Raw genomic sequence first — 21,077 nt, forward strand, 5'->3', positions numbered from 1 at the left:
GAACCGCTCTTCGACCGAGCCGTCTTTCACGAGCAGGCCCTGCGGCTCCCAGCTGCCACCCAGGACGTCCTCCGGTCCCTGGCCGCCCACAATGTTCTCGGGGGATTCGATCTCGGCCGGGACTATCCGGAGCTCGACCCCGCCCTTTTGGTCTGCGCAACCGAGCTGCGGACCGAAGAGGAGATGCAATCCTACGCAACGAAGCTCGCACGGATCATCGCCGCGCGCGCATAGACGCCGTGTCCGGTGAAACCCAAGATTTAGGCATCCGTGCCACTCAGGTTCCAGACGCTCGGCCGAGACCACTCTTGTCGTCCAACCCCAACCCATCGGGATACGCTCATGGCTCAAACCGCTCTGCAAGGCAACCCCGTTCGACTCGCCGGCGATCTGCCCGCCGTCGGAACCACCGCCCCTGATTTCAGGCTGGTCGACAAGGACCTCGCGGACAGGTCCTTGGCCGATTTCGCCGGAAAGAAGAAGCTGCTCAACATCGTCCCCAGCCTGGACACACCAGTCTGTGCAACGTCGACCAAGCGCTTCAACGCCTCGATGGGCGGCAAGGCAGACGCCGTCGCACTGGTGATCTCTGCCGACCTGCCGTTTGCGATGGGTCGCTTTTGCGGCGCCGAAGGCGTCGACAACGTCATCCCACTTTCCATGATGCGCTCTCGCACCTTCGCAAAGGACTATGGCGTACTGATCGAAGACGGGCCACTGGCCGGAATCACCGCGCGTGCCGTGGTGGTGCTGGACGCCGACAACAAGGTTCTCTACACCCAGCTGGTGCCCGAGATCACCCAAGAGCCAGACTACGACGCGGCGCTGGCGGTTCTCTAGGAGCCTGTCTGACTTGCGCGATCGTCGCGAGCCGAGTGGGGGAGCGAGGGCAGATTCGACCGGTTTTGAGGCGCATAGTGGGTCTATGTAACGAGAAATCCGGCGGATATGGGCCGCTCTCCCGCCGGCGCAGTCGATCGGCCTCAAGTCCGAGAGGCTCCTTGAGCCGCCTTAGGTTCCAGACCGCGAAGCCCGCAAAGGCTTGGGTATGATCCGGGACGGCGCTCGCCTCACCGGTAGGGTGATCTGGCAAAGCGTCCCGTCACAATCCGGGCATGCGCGCCTTTGCGGCTGCAATTCTCGTCAACACGCCGAAGCAGACCATCATGTTGATCCATGACCGTTCCAGACCGGGGCGTCGCGCTACCGCGCAGGCACCGCTCTACAAAGCCGAGGTGACAGACCTTCCTGCAGCTCTGCTTCGCCGCACCCGCCCCGCATTGCCGGAGGTCTCGGAGCTGCAAGCGGTGCGGCACTACACGCGGCTGTCGCAGAAGAACTTTTCGATCGACACCCATGTCTACCCGCTCGGCTCCTGTACGATGAAGTACAACCCGAGGGCCTGCAACAGCCTGGCCATGCTGCCCGGGTTTCTGGCGCGCCATCCCTTCGCGCCCGAGTCGCACAGCCAGGGCTTCCTGGCTTGCCTCTACGAGCTGCAGGAGATGCTCAAGGAGGTGACCGGAATGCAAGCGGTCTCGCTTGCCCCGGCGGCCGGGGCCCAGGGTGAGCTCGCCGGCGTCGCGATGATCCGTGCCTATCATCATGCCCGCGGTGATCTGGCCCGAACCGAGATCCTGGTCCCGGACGCGGCCCACGGGACCAATCCGGCCTCCGCCGTGATGTGCGGGTTCAGGGTCCGCGAGATCCCGACCGGCGAGGATGGCGACGTCGACATGGCCGCCCTGAGCGGTGCCGTCGGTCCCCAAACCGCTGGAATCATGCTGACCAACCCGAGCACCGTGGGCGTCTTTGACCGCAACATCCAGGCAATCGCCCGGCGCGTCCATGCCGCCGGGGGCCTGCTGTATTACGACGGCGCCAATCTCAACGCCATCCTGGGGAAGGTCCGACCCGGTGACATGGGGTTTGATGTCATCCACATGAACCTGCACAAGACCTTCTCCACTCCCCATGGCGGCGGCGGGCCAGGTGCCGGCCCGGTGGGGGTTTCCGAGCGCTTGGAGCCTTACCTGCCGGTCCCGATCGTCGCCTTCGACGGGGACGACTATCGCTGGCTCAACGAGCGCGAACGTCCGGAGAGCATCGGACGACTCACCGCCTTCGGAGGAAACATGGGCATTCTCTTGAGAGCCTATGTCTACGCACGGCTGCTGGGGCGCGAGGGCATGCCACGGGTCTCCGAGTTCGCCACCCTCAACGCAAACTATCTGTTGGCAAGGCTCACAGCCGCCGGATTCGATGCCGCCTACCCGCAGCGGCGTGCCAGCCACGAGTTCATCATCACGCTCAGGCGCGAGACCAAGGAGCTGGGCGTCAACGCGATGGACTTCGCCAAACGCCTGCTGGACTATGGTTATCACGCCCCCACGACCTATTTCCCGCTGCTGGTCCCCGAGTGCCTGCTGATCGAGCCGACCGAGAGCGAGAGCAAAGAGGATCTCGACGGCTTCGTGGCCGCCATGATCGACATCCGCGAGGAGGCGCGCACCAACCCCGAGCTGGTGAAAGGCGCCCCCCACACTACGCCCGTGCGTCGGCTCGACGATGTTCGCGCGGCGCGACACTTGGACCTCGTCTGGCGACCCAAAGGAAGCGATCCGCAGCACGATGGCTAATCAAAACGCGACCGGCTGGCGGCGGGTGATCTATGCCTTCGGCTATTCGATGAAGGGGTTCAAGGCCTGCTTCGAGCTGGAGGAGGCCTTTCGACAAGAGGTCTCTCTCCTGATCCCGCTGGTCCCCCTGGGCCTGTGGCTGGGCGAGACCCCGGTCGAGCGCGCGATGCTCGTCGGCAGTCTGCTCATGGTCCCCATTGTGGAGCTCTTGAACTCGGCGATCGAGGCGAACGTCGACCGCGTGGGGATGGAGCGCAACGAGCTCTCGGCGCGAGCCAAGGACATCGCCTCCGCCGCGGTCTTCTCCAGCATCATTTTTTCAGTCGTCATCTGGACACTCATCCTGGCCCCGAAGTGGATTTGAGCACGAGGGCAACGTCATGAGCGAGCACCTCGGCGATTCGGGCTTCTTGTCGCTCGGCATCGCCATCCTGACGGTATCGGACAGCCGCACGGAGGAGAACGACACGGCAGGGCGACTCCTCGTCGAGCGCGCGGAAGCGGCCGGGCATCGCGTCGTCGCCAAACGGATCGTGCCGGACGATGTCTATCAGATGCGCGCGGCCTTCTCCAACTGGATCGCCGCTCCCGAGGTCCAGGTCGTCTTGAGCACCGGCGGCACCGGCGTCACCGGGCGAGACAGCACCCCGGAGGCAATCACACCGCTGCTCGACAAGCCACTCGAGGGATTCGGCGAACTGTTCCGAAGCCTCTCGTTCGAAGAGATCGGCACCTCCACGTTGCAGTCGCGGGCGATCGGGGGGCTTGCAAACGGAACCTTCGTCTTCTGCCTCCCGGGCTCCAGCGGAGCCTGCCGCACCGGGTGGGATCGAATCCTCTTGCATCAGCTGGACAGCCGTACGCGGCCCTGCAACTTTGCACAGCTCATCCCGCGACTGCTCGAGCGCTGAGACACCCCATGCCGATCACCGACGCCTGCGGCTCCGACCGGACGGCACAGACCGCGCTCAGCAAAGAGCAGGCCTTGGGGCGCCTGCTCGCGCGGGTCGAGCCGATCGGCGAGACCGAATCTCTGGCGACCGCCGATGGACTCGGGCGGGTGCTGGCCGAGCCCCTGGTCAGCGCCATCGAGGTTCCGGCCTGGGACAACAGCGCCATGGATGGCTACGCGGTCCGGCATGCCGACCTCTCGAGCCGCGGCGGGCGGCTGCGGGTCGCCCAGCGGATCCCGGCCGGAGCGACCGGGAGCTTCCTCGAGCCGGGCACGGCTGCCCGGATCTTCACCGGCGCACCCGTCCCGGCGGGTGGCGACACCGTCGTGATCCAGGAGGTTTGTGAGGCCTCGCACGAGTGGGTGCGGATTCCGCTTGACTGCAAGCCGGGCACGAACATCCGCCGCGCGGGGGAGGACATCCGCGCAGGCGCTGAGGTCATCGGCCGCGGCACCCGTCTCGCCCCCCAACACCTCGGGCTCGCGGCATCGGTCGGTGTTGCGCGGCTGTGCGCCTTCCGGCGCCTGCGTGTGGCGGTCTTCTCCAGCGGCGACGAGCTGGTGATGCCGGGAGAGCCGCTTGGACCCGGGCAGATCTACAACTCCAACCGATTCATGTTGCTTGGACTCATACAGCGGCTCGGCTGTGAGGTCATCGACCTGGGCATCGTCGAAGACACCCTGGACGCCACCGAGCAAGTGCTGAGCCGCGGCGCGCGCGAGGCCGACCTGGTCATCGGGAGCGGCGGGGTCTCCGTCGGCGAAGAGGACCATGTCAGGGCCGCGCTCGAGCGCGTCGGTACACTCGAGCTCTGGGACATCGCGATCCGTCCCGGCAAACCCCTGGCCTTCGGCCGCATCGGCGCAACGCCCTTCATTGGGACACCGGGTAACCCGGTCTCACTGTTTGTCACCTTCTGTCTCTTCGGCATTCCCGCGATCCTGCGGCGGCAAGGCGTAGGCGGTGACCTCCGCCCGGTCACCGTAAAAGCACGGGCCGGCTTCGATTGGCCCCGGCCGGACAGACGGCGCGAGCTCCATCGGGCGCGGATCCAGACCGCCCCAGACGGAGTCCCCGAGATCCTGGTCTTCCCCAGCCGGTCGTCGGCCGTCCTCTCATCGGTCGTCTGGGCGAACGGTTTGGTCGAGATCCGCGAGCGCCAAGTGATCCAGCGCGGCGACCTGGTCGACTTCATCCCCTTCGAGGGGCTGCTGTCACCCTGAGGCCCTGAGACCCTGATCGATCCGCGCACAAGGCGACGATCAGCAGCGGGGCTGATCGCGGCCCTCTACCCTGGGCCGCAAGAGAATCCGCAGCGGCCGCGGCTCGTCAAAAACGGACACCGACATGATCGACATCCTCTATTTCGCCCGGCTCAGAGAAGTCATCGGACGCGCGCATGAGAGACTGGAGCTGCCCTCGGGCGTCGACTCGATCGCGAAGCTGGTGGCCCTCCTGCGCACCCGCGGCGATCCCTGGGCCACGGCATTAGGTGGGCGACAGCCTGTCCTGACGGCAGTCAACCAGCAGATCGCTCACCCGGAGACACCGGTTCGGGACGGCGACGAGATCGCCCTCTTCCCGCCCGTCACCGGCGGCTAAGCGGATTTCGCCTCGAGCGGGAGTCTAGCGAGCCCCGAGAGGACCGGTTCAGAAGTCGTCGAAGCCGTCGAAGTCGCCCATGTCGCCGTCGTCCATCATCTGGGCGTCGTGCTCGGCGTCCAGGCCCGCATCCCCCGCCGGCGCCTCAGCCGCCTGGGTCTCCTCGTCGGCGAACAGCCCGGTCAGCAGATTGGCCATCATCACGCCGCCCGCCACGGCCACCGCCGTCTGGAGCGCCGACCCCAGGAAACCGCCGGCGGCTTGATCGGCCGGGCCTCTCGGCTTCGTCATGGCTGGGCCGGTCGACTGCGGCGGCCGGCTCGACGCTTCGCCCGCCGCGGAGGCGCCGAAGAGACTGTCGAGGAACCCGCCGCCTGACGGAGGGTTGGCCAATTGCTGCTCCAGCTCCCGCACCCGCTGTCCAAGCTTCTCCAGCGCGCTTTCCTGGACCAGGATGGCCTGTGCCATATAATAGGGCGCCGCCGGCTGTCTCTGGATGGCGGCGGCGATCTGCTCCTCGGCGGTCTGATCGCGCGGACCGGTTTGGTGCTCCGCCTGTCTCAGCTTGGCGAACAGCGCGTCAATGATCTGCTCATCCCGACGAACCCGCTTGGCTTGCGCCATGGCTTCACCTCCGCAAGTTGGATCAGACAACCCCTCTGGGCACTCCGGCCGATATCGGGTCGAGGGCGGAGACTCCAATGAGGGGAACGGCCGCGACCGGCGTCCGGCCCACCCGGCTCCCGCCTCCCGGATGGCGCCTGGACCGACCCCGCGCCCATGACATCGACTCGGAGGACCGAGGCAGAGCCGGCACGCAGTGGCCGGGGGGCATGCGCACCGAGCGACGAGGCCGGGTCACAATCGGCGAGTCGGCGCGGGATCAGGGTGCGGGTGGTCTGATCGATCTCCGGGTGGGAAACGTGAGGCGTGAGGTTCAGCCCGGGCGACCTCGCTATCGGCCGATTCGCTCAGGGTGCACGCTCCCCCCGTCGCGTCGCGGGGGATTGGACCGGCGACCAGGGCCGGAAAGCGCGTCGTTAGCAATCCCGTTCGCTTAGAATGGCGCCATCCGATCGGCAAAACGGGGTGAAGATGGAATCCTTTCGCGGCACGACGATCCTCTCGATTCGGCGGGGCGGCAAGGTCGTGATCGGGGGCGACGGCCAGGTCTCGCTCGGACAGACGGTGATGAAGGGCAATGCGCGCAAGGTGCGCCGCCTCTACAAAGGCCAGGTGATCGCCGGATTCGCCGGCGCGACGGCCGACGCCTTTACCCTCTTCGAGCGCTTCGAGGGCAAGCTGGAGAAGCATCAGGGGCACCTCACCCGAGCGGCGGTTGAGCTCGCGAAGGACTGGCGGACCGATCGCATGCTGCGTCGCCTCGAGGCCCTGCTCTGTATCGCCGACGCGCGGGCCTCCCTGATCATCTCCGGGACCGGTGACGTCGTGGAGCCGGAGGACGACCTCATGGCGATCGGCTCCGGCGGCGCCTTCGCGCAGGCGGCAGCCCGCGCACTGTTGGAGAACACCGAGCTCGGCGCCCGCGAGATCGTCGAGAAGGGCTTGAACATCGCGGCGGACATTTGCATCTACACCAATCACAACCTCGTGCTCGAAGAGCTGGACTCGGCGCCCTGAGGCGCCCCATCCGGCGACCCGCCCCGGGCGCCCATCCCACGGACAGATCCAGATGTCGGAAATCACCCCCCAACGCATCGTCGCGGAGCTCGACAAACACATCGTCGGCCAGGATGAGGCGAAACGCGCCGTGGCCATCGCCTTGCGGAATCGCTGGCGGCGCGCCCAGATCCCCGAGCCCATGCGCTCGGAGATCACCCCCAAGAACATCCTCATGATCGGCCCGACGGGTGTCGGCAAGACCGAGATCGCGCGCCGTCTGGCGCGCCTGGCCAATGCCCCGTTCATCAAGGTGGAAGCGACCAAGTTCACCGAGGTCGGCTACGTCGGCCGGGATGTCGAGTCAATCATCCGCGACCTCGCCGATGTGGGCGTGAAGCTGGCCCGCGAGCAGGAGATGGCCAAGCTCGCCGGACAGGCCGAGGCCGCCGCCGAGGAGCGCATCCTCGATGCCCTCCTGCCGCCGCCTTCGAGCTTCGAGGAAGAGAGCCGCTCGACCACCGGAGCCGCGACCCGCGAGAAGTTCCGTGAGCGGTTACGGGTGGGCGAGCTCGATGAGCGTGAGATCGAGATCCAGGTCTCGGCCTCGCCGATGGGGGTCGAGATCATGGCGCCACCCGGGATGGAGGAGATGACCAGCCAACTGCAGGGACTCTTTCAGAATCTGGGACAGGGTCGCATGAAGCGACGCAAGCTGCGCATTCGCGACGCGCGCCAGATCCTCCGGGACGAGGAGGCGGCCAAGCGGGTGAACGATGAGGAGCTGAAGCTGCGCGCCATCGAAAACGTGGAGCAAAACGGCATCGTCTTCCTCGACGAGCTCGACAAGGTCACCAAGCGCGGCGAGGGGATGGCCGGGGCCGACGTCTCGCGCGAGGGCGTGCAGCGCGACCTGCTGCCGCTCGTGGAGGGCAGCACCGTGTCGACCAAACACGGCTCGGTGCGAACCGATCATATCCTCTTCATCGCCTCCGGCGCCTTTCATCTCTCGAAACCGTCGGATCTCATCCCGGAGCTGCAGGGCCGGCTGCCGATCCGTGTCGAGCTCAAAGCCCTGACGACCGAGGACTTCGTGCGGATCCTCACCGAGCCGGACGCCTCCCTGACCGATCAGTACCGGGCACTGTTGGCAACAGAAGGCGTCGGGCTCGAGTTCACCGAGGACGGTATCCGCCGACTCGCCGAGATCGCCTGGCAGGTCAACGAACGCACCGAGAACATCGGCGCAAGACGGCTGCATACGGTTCTCGAGCGACTGTTGGAGGATGTCTCCTACAACGCATCCGATCTGGACCGCGTGACGGTCACCGTCAACGCCGCGTATGTCGATCAGAACCTCTCCGGACTCGCGGCGGATGAGGACCTCTCGCGTTACATCCTTTAGCCCCCATTCAGCACAGGGCGGTCGGTCTCCTCAAGGAGACTGGGGGTCTGCTCAGACGCGAGGTCTCGTATGTACGCGACTTGAGTCAACGTCGCCCCTGACCCGATCCACCTGATACAGAACGCCCACGGCAATCTTGCCGGCGCAGGAGAAACCCATGCCGACACCCACCGAGCTCAACCTTCATCAGCAATCACGCGTCCTCGAGATCACCTTTGACGACGGCTCCCACTTCAGCCTGCCGTGCGAGTACCTGCGAGTCTACTCGCCCTCGGCGGAGGTCCAAGGCCACGGTCCGGGCCAGCGCGTGCTCCAGCTCGGCAAGGAGGACGTCGGGATCGACAAGATCGAGCCCGTCGGCAATTACGCCATCTGCCTCCACTTCGACGATCAGCACAACACGGGCATCTATTCATGGGAGTATCTCTACAGGCTCGGCGTCGAGCAGGAAGGCCTCTGGAAGGCTTACCTGGACGAGCTGGAGAAGGCCGGTCACAAGCGCAAGACCCGACCGTCCTAAGCGGCGACATCGCGCGACGGCTCCCTGCCTACCCTGATCCAGGCGAGCCCCCTCAGCAGCGCCGAACCGGGTTTGTTGTAAACTAGCCGCCGATTCCGCCGCGGGGAACGCAGCATGGCCGACCAGAAGACCACGCACTTCGGGTATCAGCAGGTTCCGGTCGAAGAGAAGGCGACGCGCGTGCGCGCCGTGTTCGACTCGGTCGCATCCCGTTACGACATCATGAATGACCTGATGTCGCTGGGTATCCATCGACTCTGGAAACGCCATACGATCCAGTTGGCGGGCGTGCGCCGCGGCCAGCGGGTGCTGGACCTCGCCTCCGGCACGGGCGACCTGGCCGAGCGTTTCTCGGGTATCGTCGGACCTCAGGGGCTGGTGGTCATGTCCGACATCAACGCCTCCATGCTGCGCGAAGGGCGCGAGCGCATGATCAACCGCGGGCGGGTCGGCAACCTGCACTATGCCCTGATCAACGCCGAGCGGCTGCCGTTCCCATCCGACCAGTTCGACTGCGTCACCATCGGTTTCGGCCTCCGCAACGTCACTGACAAGCAAACCGCGCTCGAGGAGATGCAGCGCGTGCTGCGGCCGGGCGGGCGGGCGCTGATCCTCGAGTTCTCTCACCCGGTCAGTCGCCCACTCAGTCGGGCCTATGACCTCTATTCGTTCTCCGTCCTCCCGGCGCTGGGTCGCCTGGTCGTCAACGACCCCGACAGCTATCGCTATCTCGCCGAGTCCATCCGCATGCACCCGGACCAGGAGACGCTGCGGGCGATGATGGAGGAGGCCGGGTTCGAGCGCTGCGAGTATTTCAACCACAGCGGCGGCATCGTCGCGATTCACCGAGGCTACAAGCTGTGACCGAAGGCATCCAGATCCCGGACGCAGTGCTGGCCGTGATCGAGCAGGCGCTGAATCGCTACATTCAGCTCGACCCGGAAGGCGCCGCCGGCTTCAGCGCCTTGGACGGTCGGATCATCGCAATCGAGATCAAGGGGTTCGGGACGCGCGTGACCGTCATCCCGAGTCGCGAGCGCCTGCAGCTGTTCGGCGGATATGATGCCGAGCCGGATTGCCTGATCCGGGGCACCCCGCTGGGACTTGCCCGGATGGGCGTGGCCGAGCGCAAGGAGACGCAGGTGATCACCGGCGAGGTCGAGATCGAGGGCGACACCAGCCTGGCCCAGGCGTTCAGCCGCGCCCTGGCGGGGCTGGAGGTCGACTGGGAGGAGCAGCTCGCCCGGGTCATCGGCGACCCTTTCGCCCATCAGGTCGGCAACCGGGTTCGGGCCGCCGCGCGCTGGGGTGAGCGGACGTCCGAGTCCCTGACCGCGGACCTCCAGGAGTATCTCCAGGAAGAGTCCAGACTCCTGCCGACCCGTTACGAGGTCGAGGCCTTCCTGGCCCAGGTCGACACCCTGCGCGATGACGTCGAGCGTGCCGAGGCGCGCGTCGAGCGGCTCGCCCGAAGGCTTGCGGGGCCCGGCAGCGAGGCATGATCGGACCCCGTCAGGCCCTGCGGCTGTTCCGCATCAACTGGGTCCTGCTGCGTCACGGACTCGACGAGGTCATCCTCGCGACCCATCTCTTTCGGCCCTTGCGCTGGGTCATGTACATCACACCCTGGCACTGGGTCCGGCGCGATCTCCCCGCCTATCCCGTGCGCGTGCGCCTGGCGCTCGAGGACCTCGGGCCCATCTTCGTCAAGTTCGGACAGATCATCTCGACCCGGCGCGACCTGCTGCCGGAGGACCTGGCCGTCGAGCTGGCCAAGCTCCAGGACCGGGTGCCACCCTTCGACGGGGGCGAGGCACGCGCGATCATCGAGAAGGCCTGGGGCCGCTCGGTCGATGATGTGCTCGACGCGTTCGACCCCGTCCCGCTCGCCTCGGCCTCGATCGCACAGGTACACACCGGCCGGCTGAAGGACGGCACCGAGGTGGTGGTCAAGGTCCTGCGTCCCGGCATCGAGCGGACCATTCGTCAGGACCTCGGGCTGATGTACACCATCGCCCAGCTGGCCGAGCGCTATTGGAAGGACGGGCGCCGGCTCCGCCCCGTCGACGTGGTCCGCGAGTACGAGAAGACCATCTATGACGAGCTGGACCTGCAGCGCGAGGCCGCCAACGCCTCATTGCTGCGTCGCAACTGGATCCACAGCGAGATGCTCTATGTCCCCGAGGTCTACTGGGACTGGACCCGACCAGGCATCATGGTCATGGAGCGCATCTATGGCACACCGGTGAGTGAGGTCGGGCGCCTCAAGGCCCAAGGCGTCAGCATGAAACAGCTCGGCGAGCGCGGGGTCGAGATCTTCTTCACCCAGGTGTTCCGCGATAACTTCTTCCATGCCGACATGCACCCCGGGAACATCTTCGTGGAGCCCTCTGGCCGCTACATCTCGATCGACTTCGGCATCGTCGGCACCCTGACCACCGAAGATCAGCGCTATCTCGCCGAGAACCTGCTCGCCTTCTTCGAGCGCGACTACCGGCGGGTCGCCGAGCTGCACGTCGAATCGGGCTGGGTGCCGCCGGGCACCCGTGTCGACGAGTTCGAGTCGGCCATCCGGACCGTCAGCGAACCGATCTTTGAGAAACCCCTGGCCGAGATCTCGTTCGGTCACTTCCTGGTGCGCCTCTTCCAGACCGCGCGCCGGTTCGAGATGGAGATTCAACCCCAATTGGTGTTGCTCGAGAAGACCCTGCTCAATATCGAAGGACTCGGCCGTCAGCTCTACCCGGAGCTGGATCTCTGGACCACGGCAAAGCCCTACATGGAGCGGTGGATGAAGGAGCAGGTCGGCATCCTAGGGCTTCTCCAGCGGACGCGGAAGAACGTCGTCTCGGTCGCCGACCAGACGCCCGAGATCCCGCTGATGGCCTACCGGATCCTCAGCACCTACGACAAACGTCTGCGCGCCGCCGAGGCCGAATCCATGCGATCCAGTGGCCGGGCCCGTTCCCAGGTGCCAGTCGCCAGCGTATGCCAGTCGGTCCGCGCCCTCGGCGGCGCTACCGTGGTCGTCTGTGGCACACTGATCCTTCTGCTGGGCCCCGGTCCTTGGCTACCGGCCACAACCGGGGCCGCCTTGGTGGTGGGCTGCTACTTGGCAGGGGCGCTGCTCTTCTACTTCGCCGGGCGGCAGGCCTAGGAGCCGGCTTCACTGGGCAGCCAGGCCCGGTCGAGCACCCTCGACAGGGGTACCGGACACTCTGCTGGGAATGCCGATAACGGCAGCCCGGTATGACGCGCGGCAGCGTATCGGGCCTTGTGGTAAACACCTTCCAGATGCGATTCAGCCGCCTCGGCTAAACCAGGTGCAATGCCAACCGCACGCTCGATCTGAATCCTCCCCTCATCGATGAGGTCCCGCCAACGCTCCGACCTCTCCCGAGGTCGATACTGCCATTTGAGCAACCGCAGTAAGAGCAGGGTCAGCTGATCCTCGATGGAGGACGAGTCCTGATGTCCGAGGGACTCAGCCTCCGCCAATAGACGATTCAGGTCGACATCCTCCCAGCGGCCAGCTCTCACTAGTTGGGCGGTCTGAACCGCCCAGTCCGGCTTTGCCTCGGCATTATCCCCGGGCAGGGGCGTGGCCGAAGAATGCGCAGCCCCTTTCTTCCGGCCCCCAGAGGATGCAGGCGAAGCCTGAGGCCCCACCGGATTCGTCAGGCTGTCGCGCATCCTCCGGTACTGAGTCAGCACGTCCTTGGTCGTACCGGCGCCGATCACCCGGCCATGCTCCATCAACAACGCCTTGGTGCACATCCGGGAGATCAGCGCCTCGGAATGGGACGACAGCACGATGATGGAGACCTGTTCCGTGAAGAGCTTCAAGCGCTCGCTCGCCTTCTGCAAAAACGCCGCGTCCCCGGCACCGATCCCTTCATCGAGCAAGAGGATCTCAGGTGCGACGGCTGTCGACACCGCGAAGGCCAACCGCATGCGCATACCGGCCGAATAGGTGCGAATCGGCAGGTTTAGGAAGTCGCCGAGCTCCGTGAATTCCGCAATTTCATCGAGACGTGCACGGATTTGGGCGCGGCTCAACCCCAGGTAGAGCCCACGCAGGATAATATTCTCGTAGCCGGTGCTCTCCGGATCCATCCCCAAGCTGATATCGAATAAGGGCACGGTCGAGCCCTCGACCAACACCTTTCCCTCATTCGGCTCGTAGATCCGGGCTAGAACGCGTAGCAGCGTGGTTTTACCCGCGCCATTGTGCCCCACCAAACCGATTCGATCCCCGCTGCGAAGCGTCAAATCGACATCCTGCAAAGCCTGCACGACGGAGATCTTGTTGGATCCGGATTCGGAACGGATCTGCCCGCCCGTCGCACTCTGGATCAGGCGATTCTTGATCGAACGCGTCGCCGCGCTGTAGACCGGAAAAGACACAGACACCTTCTCGAGTGTGATCGATGCCATCGTCTCTGCCCTCAAACCCAGTAGGCGATCCGCCAGCGGTAGGCGGAGTAGAAAAAGAGCGTGATCGCCCAGCCGAATACCGTGATGAGCAGGACGGCCACCCAGTTCTCCAAATCTGGGACATGGCCCAACATCGGCGCGCGGAGGATCTCTACCATGTGATAGAAGGGATTGAGGTCCAGAAACAAGGCACGGTCGGGCAACATGTCAGGCCGCCAGATAACGGGCGTGAGGAAAAAGAGGACCTGAACGATGCTTGCGATGATGAGCGGCACATCGCGAAAACGTGCACTCAGGAGTCCGAAGAAGAGCGCAATCCAGAATCCGTTGACGAGAAGCATGAACAGCGCCGGGACCACCCAAATCGAATTCCAGCCCAAATCGACGTCGTACCACCAGGCTACCGCCAGAAAGATCCAAATATTGTGGGCAAAGGCAATGAGGGAGGACCAAACCTCCCGATAGGCATAGATCGAAACCGGCGCATTGAGCTGGCGAATCATCCCCTCGGCCGCGATGAAAGCATTACATCCACCGAGGATCATGGCCGAGATCAGGCCCCAGACAACGAAGCCCGCTGCGAGGAACGGCAAATACTCATGCAGGTCCTGGCCAAAGATCTTGCCATAGAGGAGACCGAGAGCGAATACCATGACGCCCATGGAGATGGTGATCCAGAACGGACCCAAGGTCGAACGGCGATAGCGCTGACGCACGTCGTGCAAACCGAGCGTCCCCCAGAGCTCTCTGCGCCGCCAACCCTGCAGGATGTCGAAAAATGCCTTATGAATCTGCTCCCATTTCATCCCATGACGAAGCTGCTGAGCGAGCGGCGAGCGGGGCTTCTTGGAGTCAGAGGTCATCGGTTGGCGTCCCCACTACAATCCTGCGCATTGCATCTGTTCTCGAGCAGCGGCGCGGCATCCGACCGCGTCGGTACGCACACAGCGGGGGGCACAGGCGCACCAAGCCCGGCGCCCGCCGGCAACCAGCCGGACCTCTGACCTCGACCAGACGAACCCTGCTCTTGAGTCCGCGGTCACCAATCTCCCGTGCATGATACGACGGCACCAAGTGCCTTAAGCTCATCTCACCCGACGTCGCGCAGACCATCGCCTCGGGCTATGAGGCGCGCGACTGCGCGGCGCAAACCATTCGATCAGGATCGCTCTCCTTGGTCACGTGCGAGGCAAAGATGACCAGGGCAAAGGGATCGCGCCTCGTTCATGGCCCCGAATCCGCAATCACAATCCAATCTGACTGCCCTGGCACGCGGACCTGGAGAGCGTCACAGTTTCCCGCGAGCGCAGCACACCGGCGCCTGAACTCTGCCAACCGCTCGCCCGAAGGATCGAGCTCTCGGTAGCGATCATCGACCAGATCGCGAACGCGCTGGATCAATGCATAGTCGCCTGCGTTAGCTGCAACTAACTCCGCACGAAACGCTTCACTCAAGAGCTCCTCCCGCCCCCCGTCGCTCTCCCGAGGAGACACGTTTTGCCTGATGTAACTCGCATCGAAGTGAATCCCCGACTGGTGCAGGCGATCTTCCAGAACCACCAGCCCCTCATCGAACCGATCAACGGTCATCGCATATGCCGTGTTGCTCACTGCCTCCAGCGCCGCCGAGAGATCCGCGACCCATTTCGGAGGCGCACCAGCCAGAGGCGTAGACGCACGCTTCGACTGGGGTGTGCAGCACCGTGTTTGCCAATCGATCCAGATGCCAGGCGCGTTGGAAAGCCACCATTTACAATACTCGCCGAAGTCCTTTTGCCTTGCCGCGATGTTCGCCGGCCGCGGCGTCTCGCGGCTGCGCTCGTATCGATACATCGAATAATAGCGTTCTATCGGGTCTCTAAGGACGACGAGATGAACGCTCGCCCAAGCCGATTGGGCATCTGTTAGCGGAAACGTGTGCGATGAGATGGCCTTGTGTTCGGAAAAACCATCCGCAACGCTTTTGACGCGCTCGGGCATCAATCGCGCGCCTGGTTGGTCCCCTTCGATATGAAGGACTTGCCCCGGAAAATTCCTCTGCAATACCCACTCGACCGTCGTCCCTGCATTCTTGAAGATGTGATGATGCACAATCTCAGTCATTGCTTGGTTGCCCGTCGCCAGAACGTCACTACGTGCTTTGTCCTGTGATCTTCGAAGCGTCAATGGGCGCTTCACAAGCAGAGAATGCCACACGGCGTCGATTGTTCCTCCTCCGCCCGCCACTGCGGCAGGGCGAAGCCATCCTCGCCGCCGCTAAACGGCTTTGCCTGAAGCAAGTCGCGGCTGACCGGCCCCTTCCGAAAGGGCGTGCCGGACCGCCTCCAAGTACAAGCGGCCGTTACGCTGATCAGGCTCCAGATGGCAGCCCTCCGCCCATTCGTTCCAAGCGTTGACAAAGACGATTCTCTCTTCGCCTAGGAATTGCTCCCGAGTCAGACCAATCACCGTGCTGAGCCACCGCTGAAACAAAGCCGGGGTGCTGCGTAGCCAGACATATCCGTCCTGACTCCGTCTAGGCGTGTTGTCCCACGCGACCATGACCCCTCGGAACCTTTTGTACTGCGGCGAGCTCCTATCGCACATATGCCGTACCAGCTCGTCGTACGGAAACAGCTTCCCGTCGAATCGGGATTCTGATGAGTGCCCCCGACCGCCTCCCTTGACAAATAACGATCCGAGATGTAACTCAGGGACGCTCACGTTCAGCGGCGGAAACTCATAAGCAGCGTCGAAACCGCAGTCCGCTGGGTCGGAAACCGTAAACGACTCCGCTCGACATAGATACAAATCCCCAATACCGCTGCGAACGCACTCCTCTCTCCAGATATCAGATGTCCGTTTCGGATCAGGAAGTAATTCCGTGCGGTATACAAGCAATAACGGCTTGCCGTCGATTCGGATATAACGCTCGTCGCCGAGCGCCGGAAGCAATTCCTGGATGAAGCGGCGGTCGTTGGCCGTGGTATGAACCTGTTCCATGAGGACTTGATTGTCCCGACCGTCCCATCGCCGCGTCCAATTCTCGTTGGCCCAACATAGGCAGAACGGAAGGTCAGGTTGCCCAGAACGCAAGACCTCATTGAAAGGCCTCTCGAGAAGGCGCTTACCGGAGAACCAGTAATGATAGTAACAAAACCCGTGGACCCCGTATTCCCGAGCGAGCGATGCCTGTGCCTCCCGCACCTCCGGAACACGCAAGTCGTAAAAGCCAAGCTCTCCGGGCAAATGCGGCTGATAATGCCCCGGGAAGAGCGGCCGGGCTCTCGTGACGTTCGTCCACTCCGTGAAACCTTTACCCCACCACAAATCATTCTCCGGGATCGGATGGAACTGAGGCAGATAAAACGCGACCACCCGAACATCCGACTTGGCGCCCGTTCGCACCGAATCGTTGGGCGCGAAAGCGCAGGGGGCCTCTTCGTAGACATACTCGCCGGCACCGCGGGAACCCGCGTGTGCAACGTCAAATGCCGGGGCCGCGTGCAAACCGTAATGCCCAAGCAACTCGCTCAGCCGTCTGTGACCCGCTTCGTGCGAGTACATTGAACGGACCAGTGAAAGGCCATTGTCAGACAGATGCGTCCATAGCCCCTCATCGGAGTAAAGAGCCGCAATCGCGTCCGCAAACTCCTCCGGCTTCTCCCCGATCAAGACGTGCTCTCCAGCCTGGCAACTCATCCCCTCGACAGCCAATGGCGTCGCAACGACCGGCACGCCACAGGACATGCTGGTGACGACCTTGCCCTTTGTCCCCGCACCAAACCGGAGCGGCGCCACCGTCATGCGGCATCGGTTCAGGTATCGGTCCAGGGACCGAACGTGCCCGACTGGCACAACCGTCGGCGAGGCCCATCGATGGAACGCCACCGGCATATCGCTCCCGACGATCAGAAAGCGGACACCCGGGAGTCTGGACGTCACCATTGGCCAGATGGTGCTCAGGAAATAGTCCACCGCATCCACGTTCGGTTGGTGGAGGAACCCACCCACGAACATGATGTCGGCCCTCTCCCCAAACGGAGCCGAACGCCCGGGAATATCTCTGGAAAATGGCATCCACCATATCCGGGCCTCGGGACGCTCTTTTTCTAACTCCTTCTTTTCATATTCACTAACGACAATCGTGCCGTCACTCTTCTTCACGTATTCCAATTCCAACGCTTTCGTAGCGGCTGCCGCGAGTTTCAGCTCCCAAGACTGCTCCAGCTGCGCCTGACGCTCTTCGCGAAGATAATGAAGATCGACGGTATCAAAAATGATTTTTGCCTGAGGGCATTTCCATCTGGCGACCTCCATATGCCTACCGCCAAATGCCACACGCCGAAGAAAGACGACATCGATGTGCTCACCAGCCGCGTCGAGAAACTGGTCTATGCTATTGACAAAAGGCGCGAAAATGCACTCGACGCCGATCCGTTGCAAATCTGTCGTGTAGTGACCGAAGTGGTCAAGCGTATTTGCCGGAAAAAAGGTGACCTTGTAATTGAAGGCCAAGAGTGCTTTTAGAAGGTTCACAGTGTCGATGGACCCGGAATCGCGATCCGGCGTCGGCCACACATCAACCACCAGTGCCCGCGCGGCTACCCAACGATCTTTGACAAGCCCAACATCCGGAGTCGGCTCTCCATGACTTTCAAGCACCCCCGCCCAGCGGTCCCAGAACTTCTTCTGGTTCGTTACCTGCGAACGCTTCACACCCTTTGAGACATCCAACCCGGCAGTGCCCCCCTCGTGATGAGTAATGAGAGCCAGAGGTTGAAACAGAACGCGCAAACCCGCGTCCCTCACTTTAAACGCCAGATCGGTGTCTTCGTAGTACGCCGGGGCGTAGCGCTCATCAAATCCACCGACCCTTTCAAAGAGGTTTCTCGGAATCAATATGCAAGCGGCGGAGCAGTAATCGACCTCTCGCAGATAGCAGTAGTCCGGCTTGTTGGGATTGTCGTCACGGCCGACGTTGCGCGCGGAACCATCGCGCCAAACAAGTCCACCTGCCTCCTGCAATCGCCCGTTCGGGTAAACGAGCTTAGCGCCGACCATCCCCGCCCTCGGCTGAGAAGTAATCGTTCCCACCAGGGCGTCCAGCCAACCGTCGTTAACGACGGTATCGTTGTTCAGAAACACCAGGTGTGTTCCCATGGCTGAAGCGGCCCCGCGGTTGCAACTCAGCGTGAAGCCGAGATTTCGATCGTTGCTGATCGGTCGGAGCCCGTCGATTCGTTCGAGCAAAACCAAGGTATCATCGGTCGAACAGTCATCGACTACGAGGACCTCATAACTGTGATTCGCCCCACAGTCTTGGATAGACTTCAAGCATTGCAGCGTGAGGTCGATGTGGTTATGAACGGGTATAATGATCGACACATAAGGAGAGGGGGAGACCGGAAAAGAAATCAGATCTGCCAGTTCCTGAAGGCTCCTCGGTATGATCGGCACACCAGCGCTCCCGCCGATCGACGCTGCCTCCTCGACGTCAGCCGACGCGGCCCTGACCAAGCTATGTGCCAACGGGTTTTCTCCCGATTCGACAATATCGCGGTGCTCTGCGAGATACGCCAGCGTATTGAATCGCGGGCTTGGGTCGTAGCCGGCGGAAGCTCCTCTGACGATATAATGAACCAACGGGTTAAGACCGGATTCTTCGACGTCCGGATACTGTTGAAGATACCAATTGGTGTCGAACGCGGGATTAGGATCCCGACCTTCTTTCCAGCCGATCAGCATCCAATGCATCAGCGGGCGGTAGCCGCTGGTCACGACATCAGGGTTGCGGTCGACGTACCAGCCCTCATCGAACAGGCCGGATCGCATGATGGCTCGGGCGTCTCGTCGGTTGCGCAATCGGTGTGGCAGCTTCAGACCGGCTGTCCACCAGAGCCACTTAGGGAGGGCGGCAGCGGCACGGACGGCGCTTGGCCAGCGACGCTCGATACTGTCGAGCCTCTTGGCAATCAGCCATGTATTGCGGCTCTGACGCGCATTGAGGTCGAAGAGAAGTTGATTTCGTTCATTTTGGAAGCGGCTAGCCCTTTCGCCTTCCCGGGCGAGGGCTTCGGTGGTTTCCGCCAAAGAGGATTCGAGCGAGTCGATTTTGGCTCGGAGACCTTCAACCGCAGAGCGTTGCTCGGTCAGCGTGCCCTCCCGTTTCTCCAGGCGCCGAGACAGGTCGGAGATGCGGTTTTCGGTCTCCTGCAGTTGCGCATCCCGGGCGGTTAAAGCGACCGAAAGCTCGGTGACTTCGGACTCGCGCCCCTGCGCCCTGCGAGTGAGCTCCTCAATCCTCCCGGCTTGCTCGGTGACTTCGGCATCGCGCCCCTGAACCCTGCGAGTGAGCTCCTCAATCCTCCCGGCTTGCTCGGTGACTTCGGCATCGCGCCCCTGAACCCTGCGAGTGAGCTCCTCAATCCTCTCGGCTTGCTCGGCGACTTCGGCATCGCGCCGCTCTAACGCCAGGCTCAGCTCTTCGATCCGTGCTGTTTGCTCGGCGATGGACCGGGCGCTCGCCTCTTGCTGTTGCTGGGTGTGCTCAAGCTTGAGCTCGGTTTCTCGCACGACAACCCGCAGCGCCTGGCAAGCGCGATCAAACGCTTCCCGGACAGTGGCCAGCACCGCCAAGCCATCCCGACTGTCCGATTCTCCTTCAGCCAACGCTGACAGTGCCGAATAGGCCTCCTTCACCCATTCTACGACATCTGGGTGAAGCTTAAGGTCCGAGGGCGAAGCGGTGTGGTGCCGAAGTGAATCTCGCAGCAGCGTATCGATTTCCACTTCCGAGGTTGCGGAACGTCGCGGCCAAGCGATGTCCAGGTTGAGCGAGATCTTCGTGACCACTGCGCGCCAATCAGACAACAACTGCTCGTAGGTCACAAAAGACCTCGGAAGTCCGCGCGTCCCCTCTTCTGCATCGAGCACATGGCGAAGCCACAGCATATGCGATTTCGGAGGAATGAAATCGTTTCGCCTCTTTAGCGAGCTAGCGACTTCCAGGGGGTTTCTCACGATCAAGATACATCTCGGCTCGACGCTGGCGTCTTGCAGGGCATCCAACCAAAACGGAAGCAGGCGGCAGATACGCGGATCCTTCAGCACGAAAAGCGGGCTCGAGGCGAACTCCCGCTCGATCATCTGGAGCGCACGTTCCCTGAAGTCACCCAGTTTCGCTGACCGAAACCAATCTGGGTTGACCTGCCCCCAATCGTCCCAACTGGATCCAGCGGACTGGAGGATCTCCTCGTTCAGTCGATAGACGTCGAGCGACTCCCAGAAGCCGGTTGGATTGTCCAGCTCTGCTGGCGCCATCAGATTGGACGGCAGATCCGCACCGAGCAGACTGAGCACCCTGGTTAAGGCGGAGGTACCGCTTCGGTGCATACCCAATACGACGATCGCGGTACGCGCAGCAGCTGTCTTCTGGATTTCGGGTGCCTGGTCAGACTTCATCGGAGCGGGGATGTTATGGGAAGGCATTGGAGTACAGTCGGGGCATCAAAGGCACCTCGGAGAGCCGACGCGGCTTCCAGCGAGGTCGTGGGGGGAAAAGGACGATCAGGATAGCCGTGACGCGAGGAGCGGGCAAGGCCGGCGGCCGTATGAATGGGGCGCTTGAATGACCAAGTCGCTCAAGCTTTCCGCGGCGCGACGCCAACAGCGGGTCATCAACGGTGAGCCCACACGACGGCCGCGCAAGAGCGCCTCACGCGCCTTGAGGTCACCAATGCGGATGCCGAGGACACCCAGCGACGAGGCCGTCAGCCTCGATCACTCGGCGATGCCGGCCCTGTTCCTGCCGGGAGACGTGGGCCGGAGACCGGCTAACCACCCAGGGCCACCGCCCCGGCGCCACCGGGTGAGACTCGAGCGCTCGGTCCAGCCAAATCACCCAACCCAAGAACCGTCGA

General features: G+C 63.2%; 17 protein-coding genes and 1 pseudogene. 13 read left to right on the forward strand and 5 right to left on the reverse strand.

Annotated elements, in window-relative coordinates; translation table 11 throughout:
• The 7 genes and pseudogenes from LJE61_RS12930 to moaD all read left to right on the forward strand — a co-directional run.
• Nucleotides 1–234 (forward strand): annotated as a pseudogene (locus LJE61_RS12930) (aminomethyl-transferring glycine dehydrogenase subunit GcvPA); the annotation flags it as partial.
• 108 nt (nt 235–342) lie between these two features.
• A complete protein-coding gene (tpx, locus tag LJE61_RS12935; protein ID WP_296912811.1) occupies nt 343–840 on the forward strand; it encodes a thiol peroxidase in 498 nt (165 codons plus the stop codon).
• A gap of 326 nt (nt 841–1,166) precedes the next feature.
• Complete coding sequence (gene gcvPB / locus LJE61_RS12940; RefSeq protein ID WP_296912812.1) at nt 1,167–2,639, forward strand: aminomethyl-transferring glycine dehydrogenase subunit GcvPB; 1,473 nt, start codon at nt 1,167–1,169, stop codon at nt 2,637–2,639.
• Complete coding sequence (locus LJE61_RS12945) at nt 2,632–3,003, forward strand: diacylglycerol kinase (RefSeq protein WP_296912814.1); 372 nt, start codon at nt 2,632–2,634, stop codon at nt 3,001–3,003. The genes gcvPB and LJE61_RS12945 overlap by 8 nt, the downstream gene beginning before the upstream one ends.
• A 16-nt stretch (nt 3,004–3,019) precedes the next feature.
• Nucleotides 3,020–3,550, forward strand: a complete 531-nt coding sequence (moaB, locus tag LJE61_RS12950; RefSeq protein WP_296912816.1) for a molybdenum cofactor biosynthesis protein B — start codon at nt 3,020–3,022, stop codon at nt 3,548–3,550.
• An 8-nt stretch (nt 3,551–3,558) separates the two neighbouring features.
• Nucleotides 3,559–4,815 (forward strand): molybdopterin molybdotransferase MoeA, encoded by a 1,257-nt coding sequence (locus LJE61_RS12955; protein WP_296912819.1) that lies wholly within the window; start codon nt 3,559–3,561, stop codon nt 4,813–4,815.
• A gap of 124 nt (nt 4,816–4,939) precedes the next feature.
• The gene (moaD, locus tag LJE61_RS12960; RefSeq protein ID WP_296912821.1) at nt 4,940–5,194 is read left to right on the forward strand and encodes a molybdopterin converting factor subunit 1; all 255 of its coding nucleotides are present in this window, start codon (nt 4,940–4,942) and stop codon (nt 5,192–5,194) included.
• A 48-nt stretch (nt 5,195–5,242) separates the two neighbouring features.
• Here moaD and LJE61_RS12965 read toward each other — a convergent pair whose 3' ends face one another.
• Nucleotides 5,243–5,818 carry a DUF2076 domain-containing protein gene (locus tag LJE61_RS12965; RefSeq protein ID WP_296918588.1) on the reverse strand — a complete coding sequence of 192 codons (576 nt, stop codon included), beginning with the start codon at nt 5,816–5,818 and terminating at the stop codon, nt 5,243–5,245.
• A gap of 471 nt (nt 5,819–6,289) precedes the next feature.
• Here LJE61_RS12965 and hslV point away from each other — a divergent pair, with 471 nt between their 5' ends.
• From hslV to ubiB, 6 genes are all read left to right on the forward strand, one after another.
• Nucleotides 6,290–6,835 (forward strand): ATP-dependent protease subunit HslV, encoded by a 546-nt coding sequence (hslV, locus tag LJE61_RS12970; RefSeq protein WP_296912825.1) that lies wholly within the window; start codon nt 6,290–6,292, stop codon nt 6,833–6,835.
• Nucleotides 6,836–6,887: 52 nt separating this feature from the next.
• Nucleotides 6,888–8,219 (forward strand): ATP-dependent protease ATPase subunit HslU, encoded by a 1,332-nt coding sequence (gene hslU / locus LJE61_RS12975; protein WP_296912827.1) that lies wholly within the window; start codon nt 6,888–6,890, stop codon nt 8,217–8,219.
• A 157-nt stretch (nt 8,220–8,376) separates the two neighbouring features.
• Entirely contained in the window at nt 8,377–8,739 is a 363-nt protein-coding gene (locus tag LJE61_RS12980; RefSeq protein ID WP_296912829.1) for a gamma-butyrobetaine hydroxylase family protein, read from the forward strand.
• Nucleotides 8,740–8,853: 114 nt separating this feature from the next.
• Nucleotides 8,854–9,603, forward strand: coding sequence for a bifunctional demethylmenaquinone methyltransferase/2-methoxy-6-polyprenyl-1,4-benzoquinol methylase UbiE (ubiE, locus tag LJE61_RS12985; RefSeq protein ID WP_296912831.1), 750 nt, complete (start codon nt 8,854–8,856; stop codon nt 9,601–9,603).
• A complete protein-coding gene (locus tag LJE61_RS12990) occupies nt 9,600–10,241 on the forward strand; it encodes a ubiquinone biosynthesis accessory factor UbiJ (protein ID WP_296912834.1) in 642 nt (213 codons plus the stop codon). The genes ubiE and LJE61_RS12990 overlap by 4 nt, the downstream gene beginning before the upstream one ends.
• On the forward strand, nt 10,238–11,896 hold the full coding sequence (ubiB, locus tag LJE61_RS12995; protein WP_296918589.1) for a ubiquinone biosynthesis regulatory protein kinase UbiB: 1,659 nt from the start codon (nt 10,238–10,240) through the stop codon (nt 11,894–11,896). Before LJE61_RS12990 ends, ubiB begins: the two co-directional genes overlap by 4 nt.
• Here the strand turns inward: ubiB and LJE61_RS13000 are convergent.
• The 4 genes from LJE61_RS13000 to LJE61_RS13015 all read right to left on the reverse strand — a co-directional run bounded on the left by LJE61_RS13000 (nt 11,893) and on the right by LJE61_RS13015 (nt 20,619).
• Complete coding sequence (locus tag LJE61_RS13000; RefSeq protein ID WP_296918591.1) at nt 11,893–13,176, reverse strand: DUF29 family protein; 1,284 nt, start codon at nt 13,174–13,176, stop codon at nt 11,893–11,895. The two genes, ubiB and LJE61_RS13000, sit on opposite strands and share 4 nt — an antisense overlap.
• A gap of 11 nt (nt 13,177–13,187) precedes the next feature.
• Nucleotides 13,188–14,039: an ABC transporter permease gene (locus LJE61_RS13005; protein ID WP_296918593.1), complete on the reverse strand. Its 852-nt coding sequence runs from the start codon at nt 14,037–14,039 to the stop codon at nt 13,188–13,190.
• 361 nt (nt 14,040–14,400) lie between these two features.
• Nucleotides 14,401–15,279, reverse strand: a complete 879-nt coding sequence (locus LJE61_RS13010) for a sulfotransferase family 2 domain-containing protein (RefSeq protein WP_296918595.1) — start codon at nt 15,277–15,279, stop codon at nt 14,401–14,403.
• A 153-nt stretch (nt 15,280–15,432) separates the two neighbouring features.
• Entirely contained in the window at nt 15,433–20,619 is a 5,187-nt protein-coding gene (locus LJE61_RS13015; protein ID WP_296918597.1) for a glycoside hydrolase family 99-like domain-containing protein, read from the reverse strand.
• Between the last annotated feature and the right edge of the window lie 458 nt (nt 20,620–21,077).

The sequence above is a fragment of the Thiocapsa sp. genome, from assembly GCF_022340925.1.
In the GTDB taxonomy this organism is placed as follows: domain Bacteria; phylum Pseudomonadota; class Gammaproteobacteria; order Chromatiales; family Chromatiaceae; genus Thiocapsa.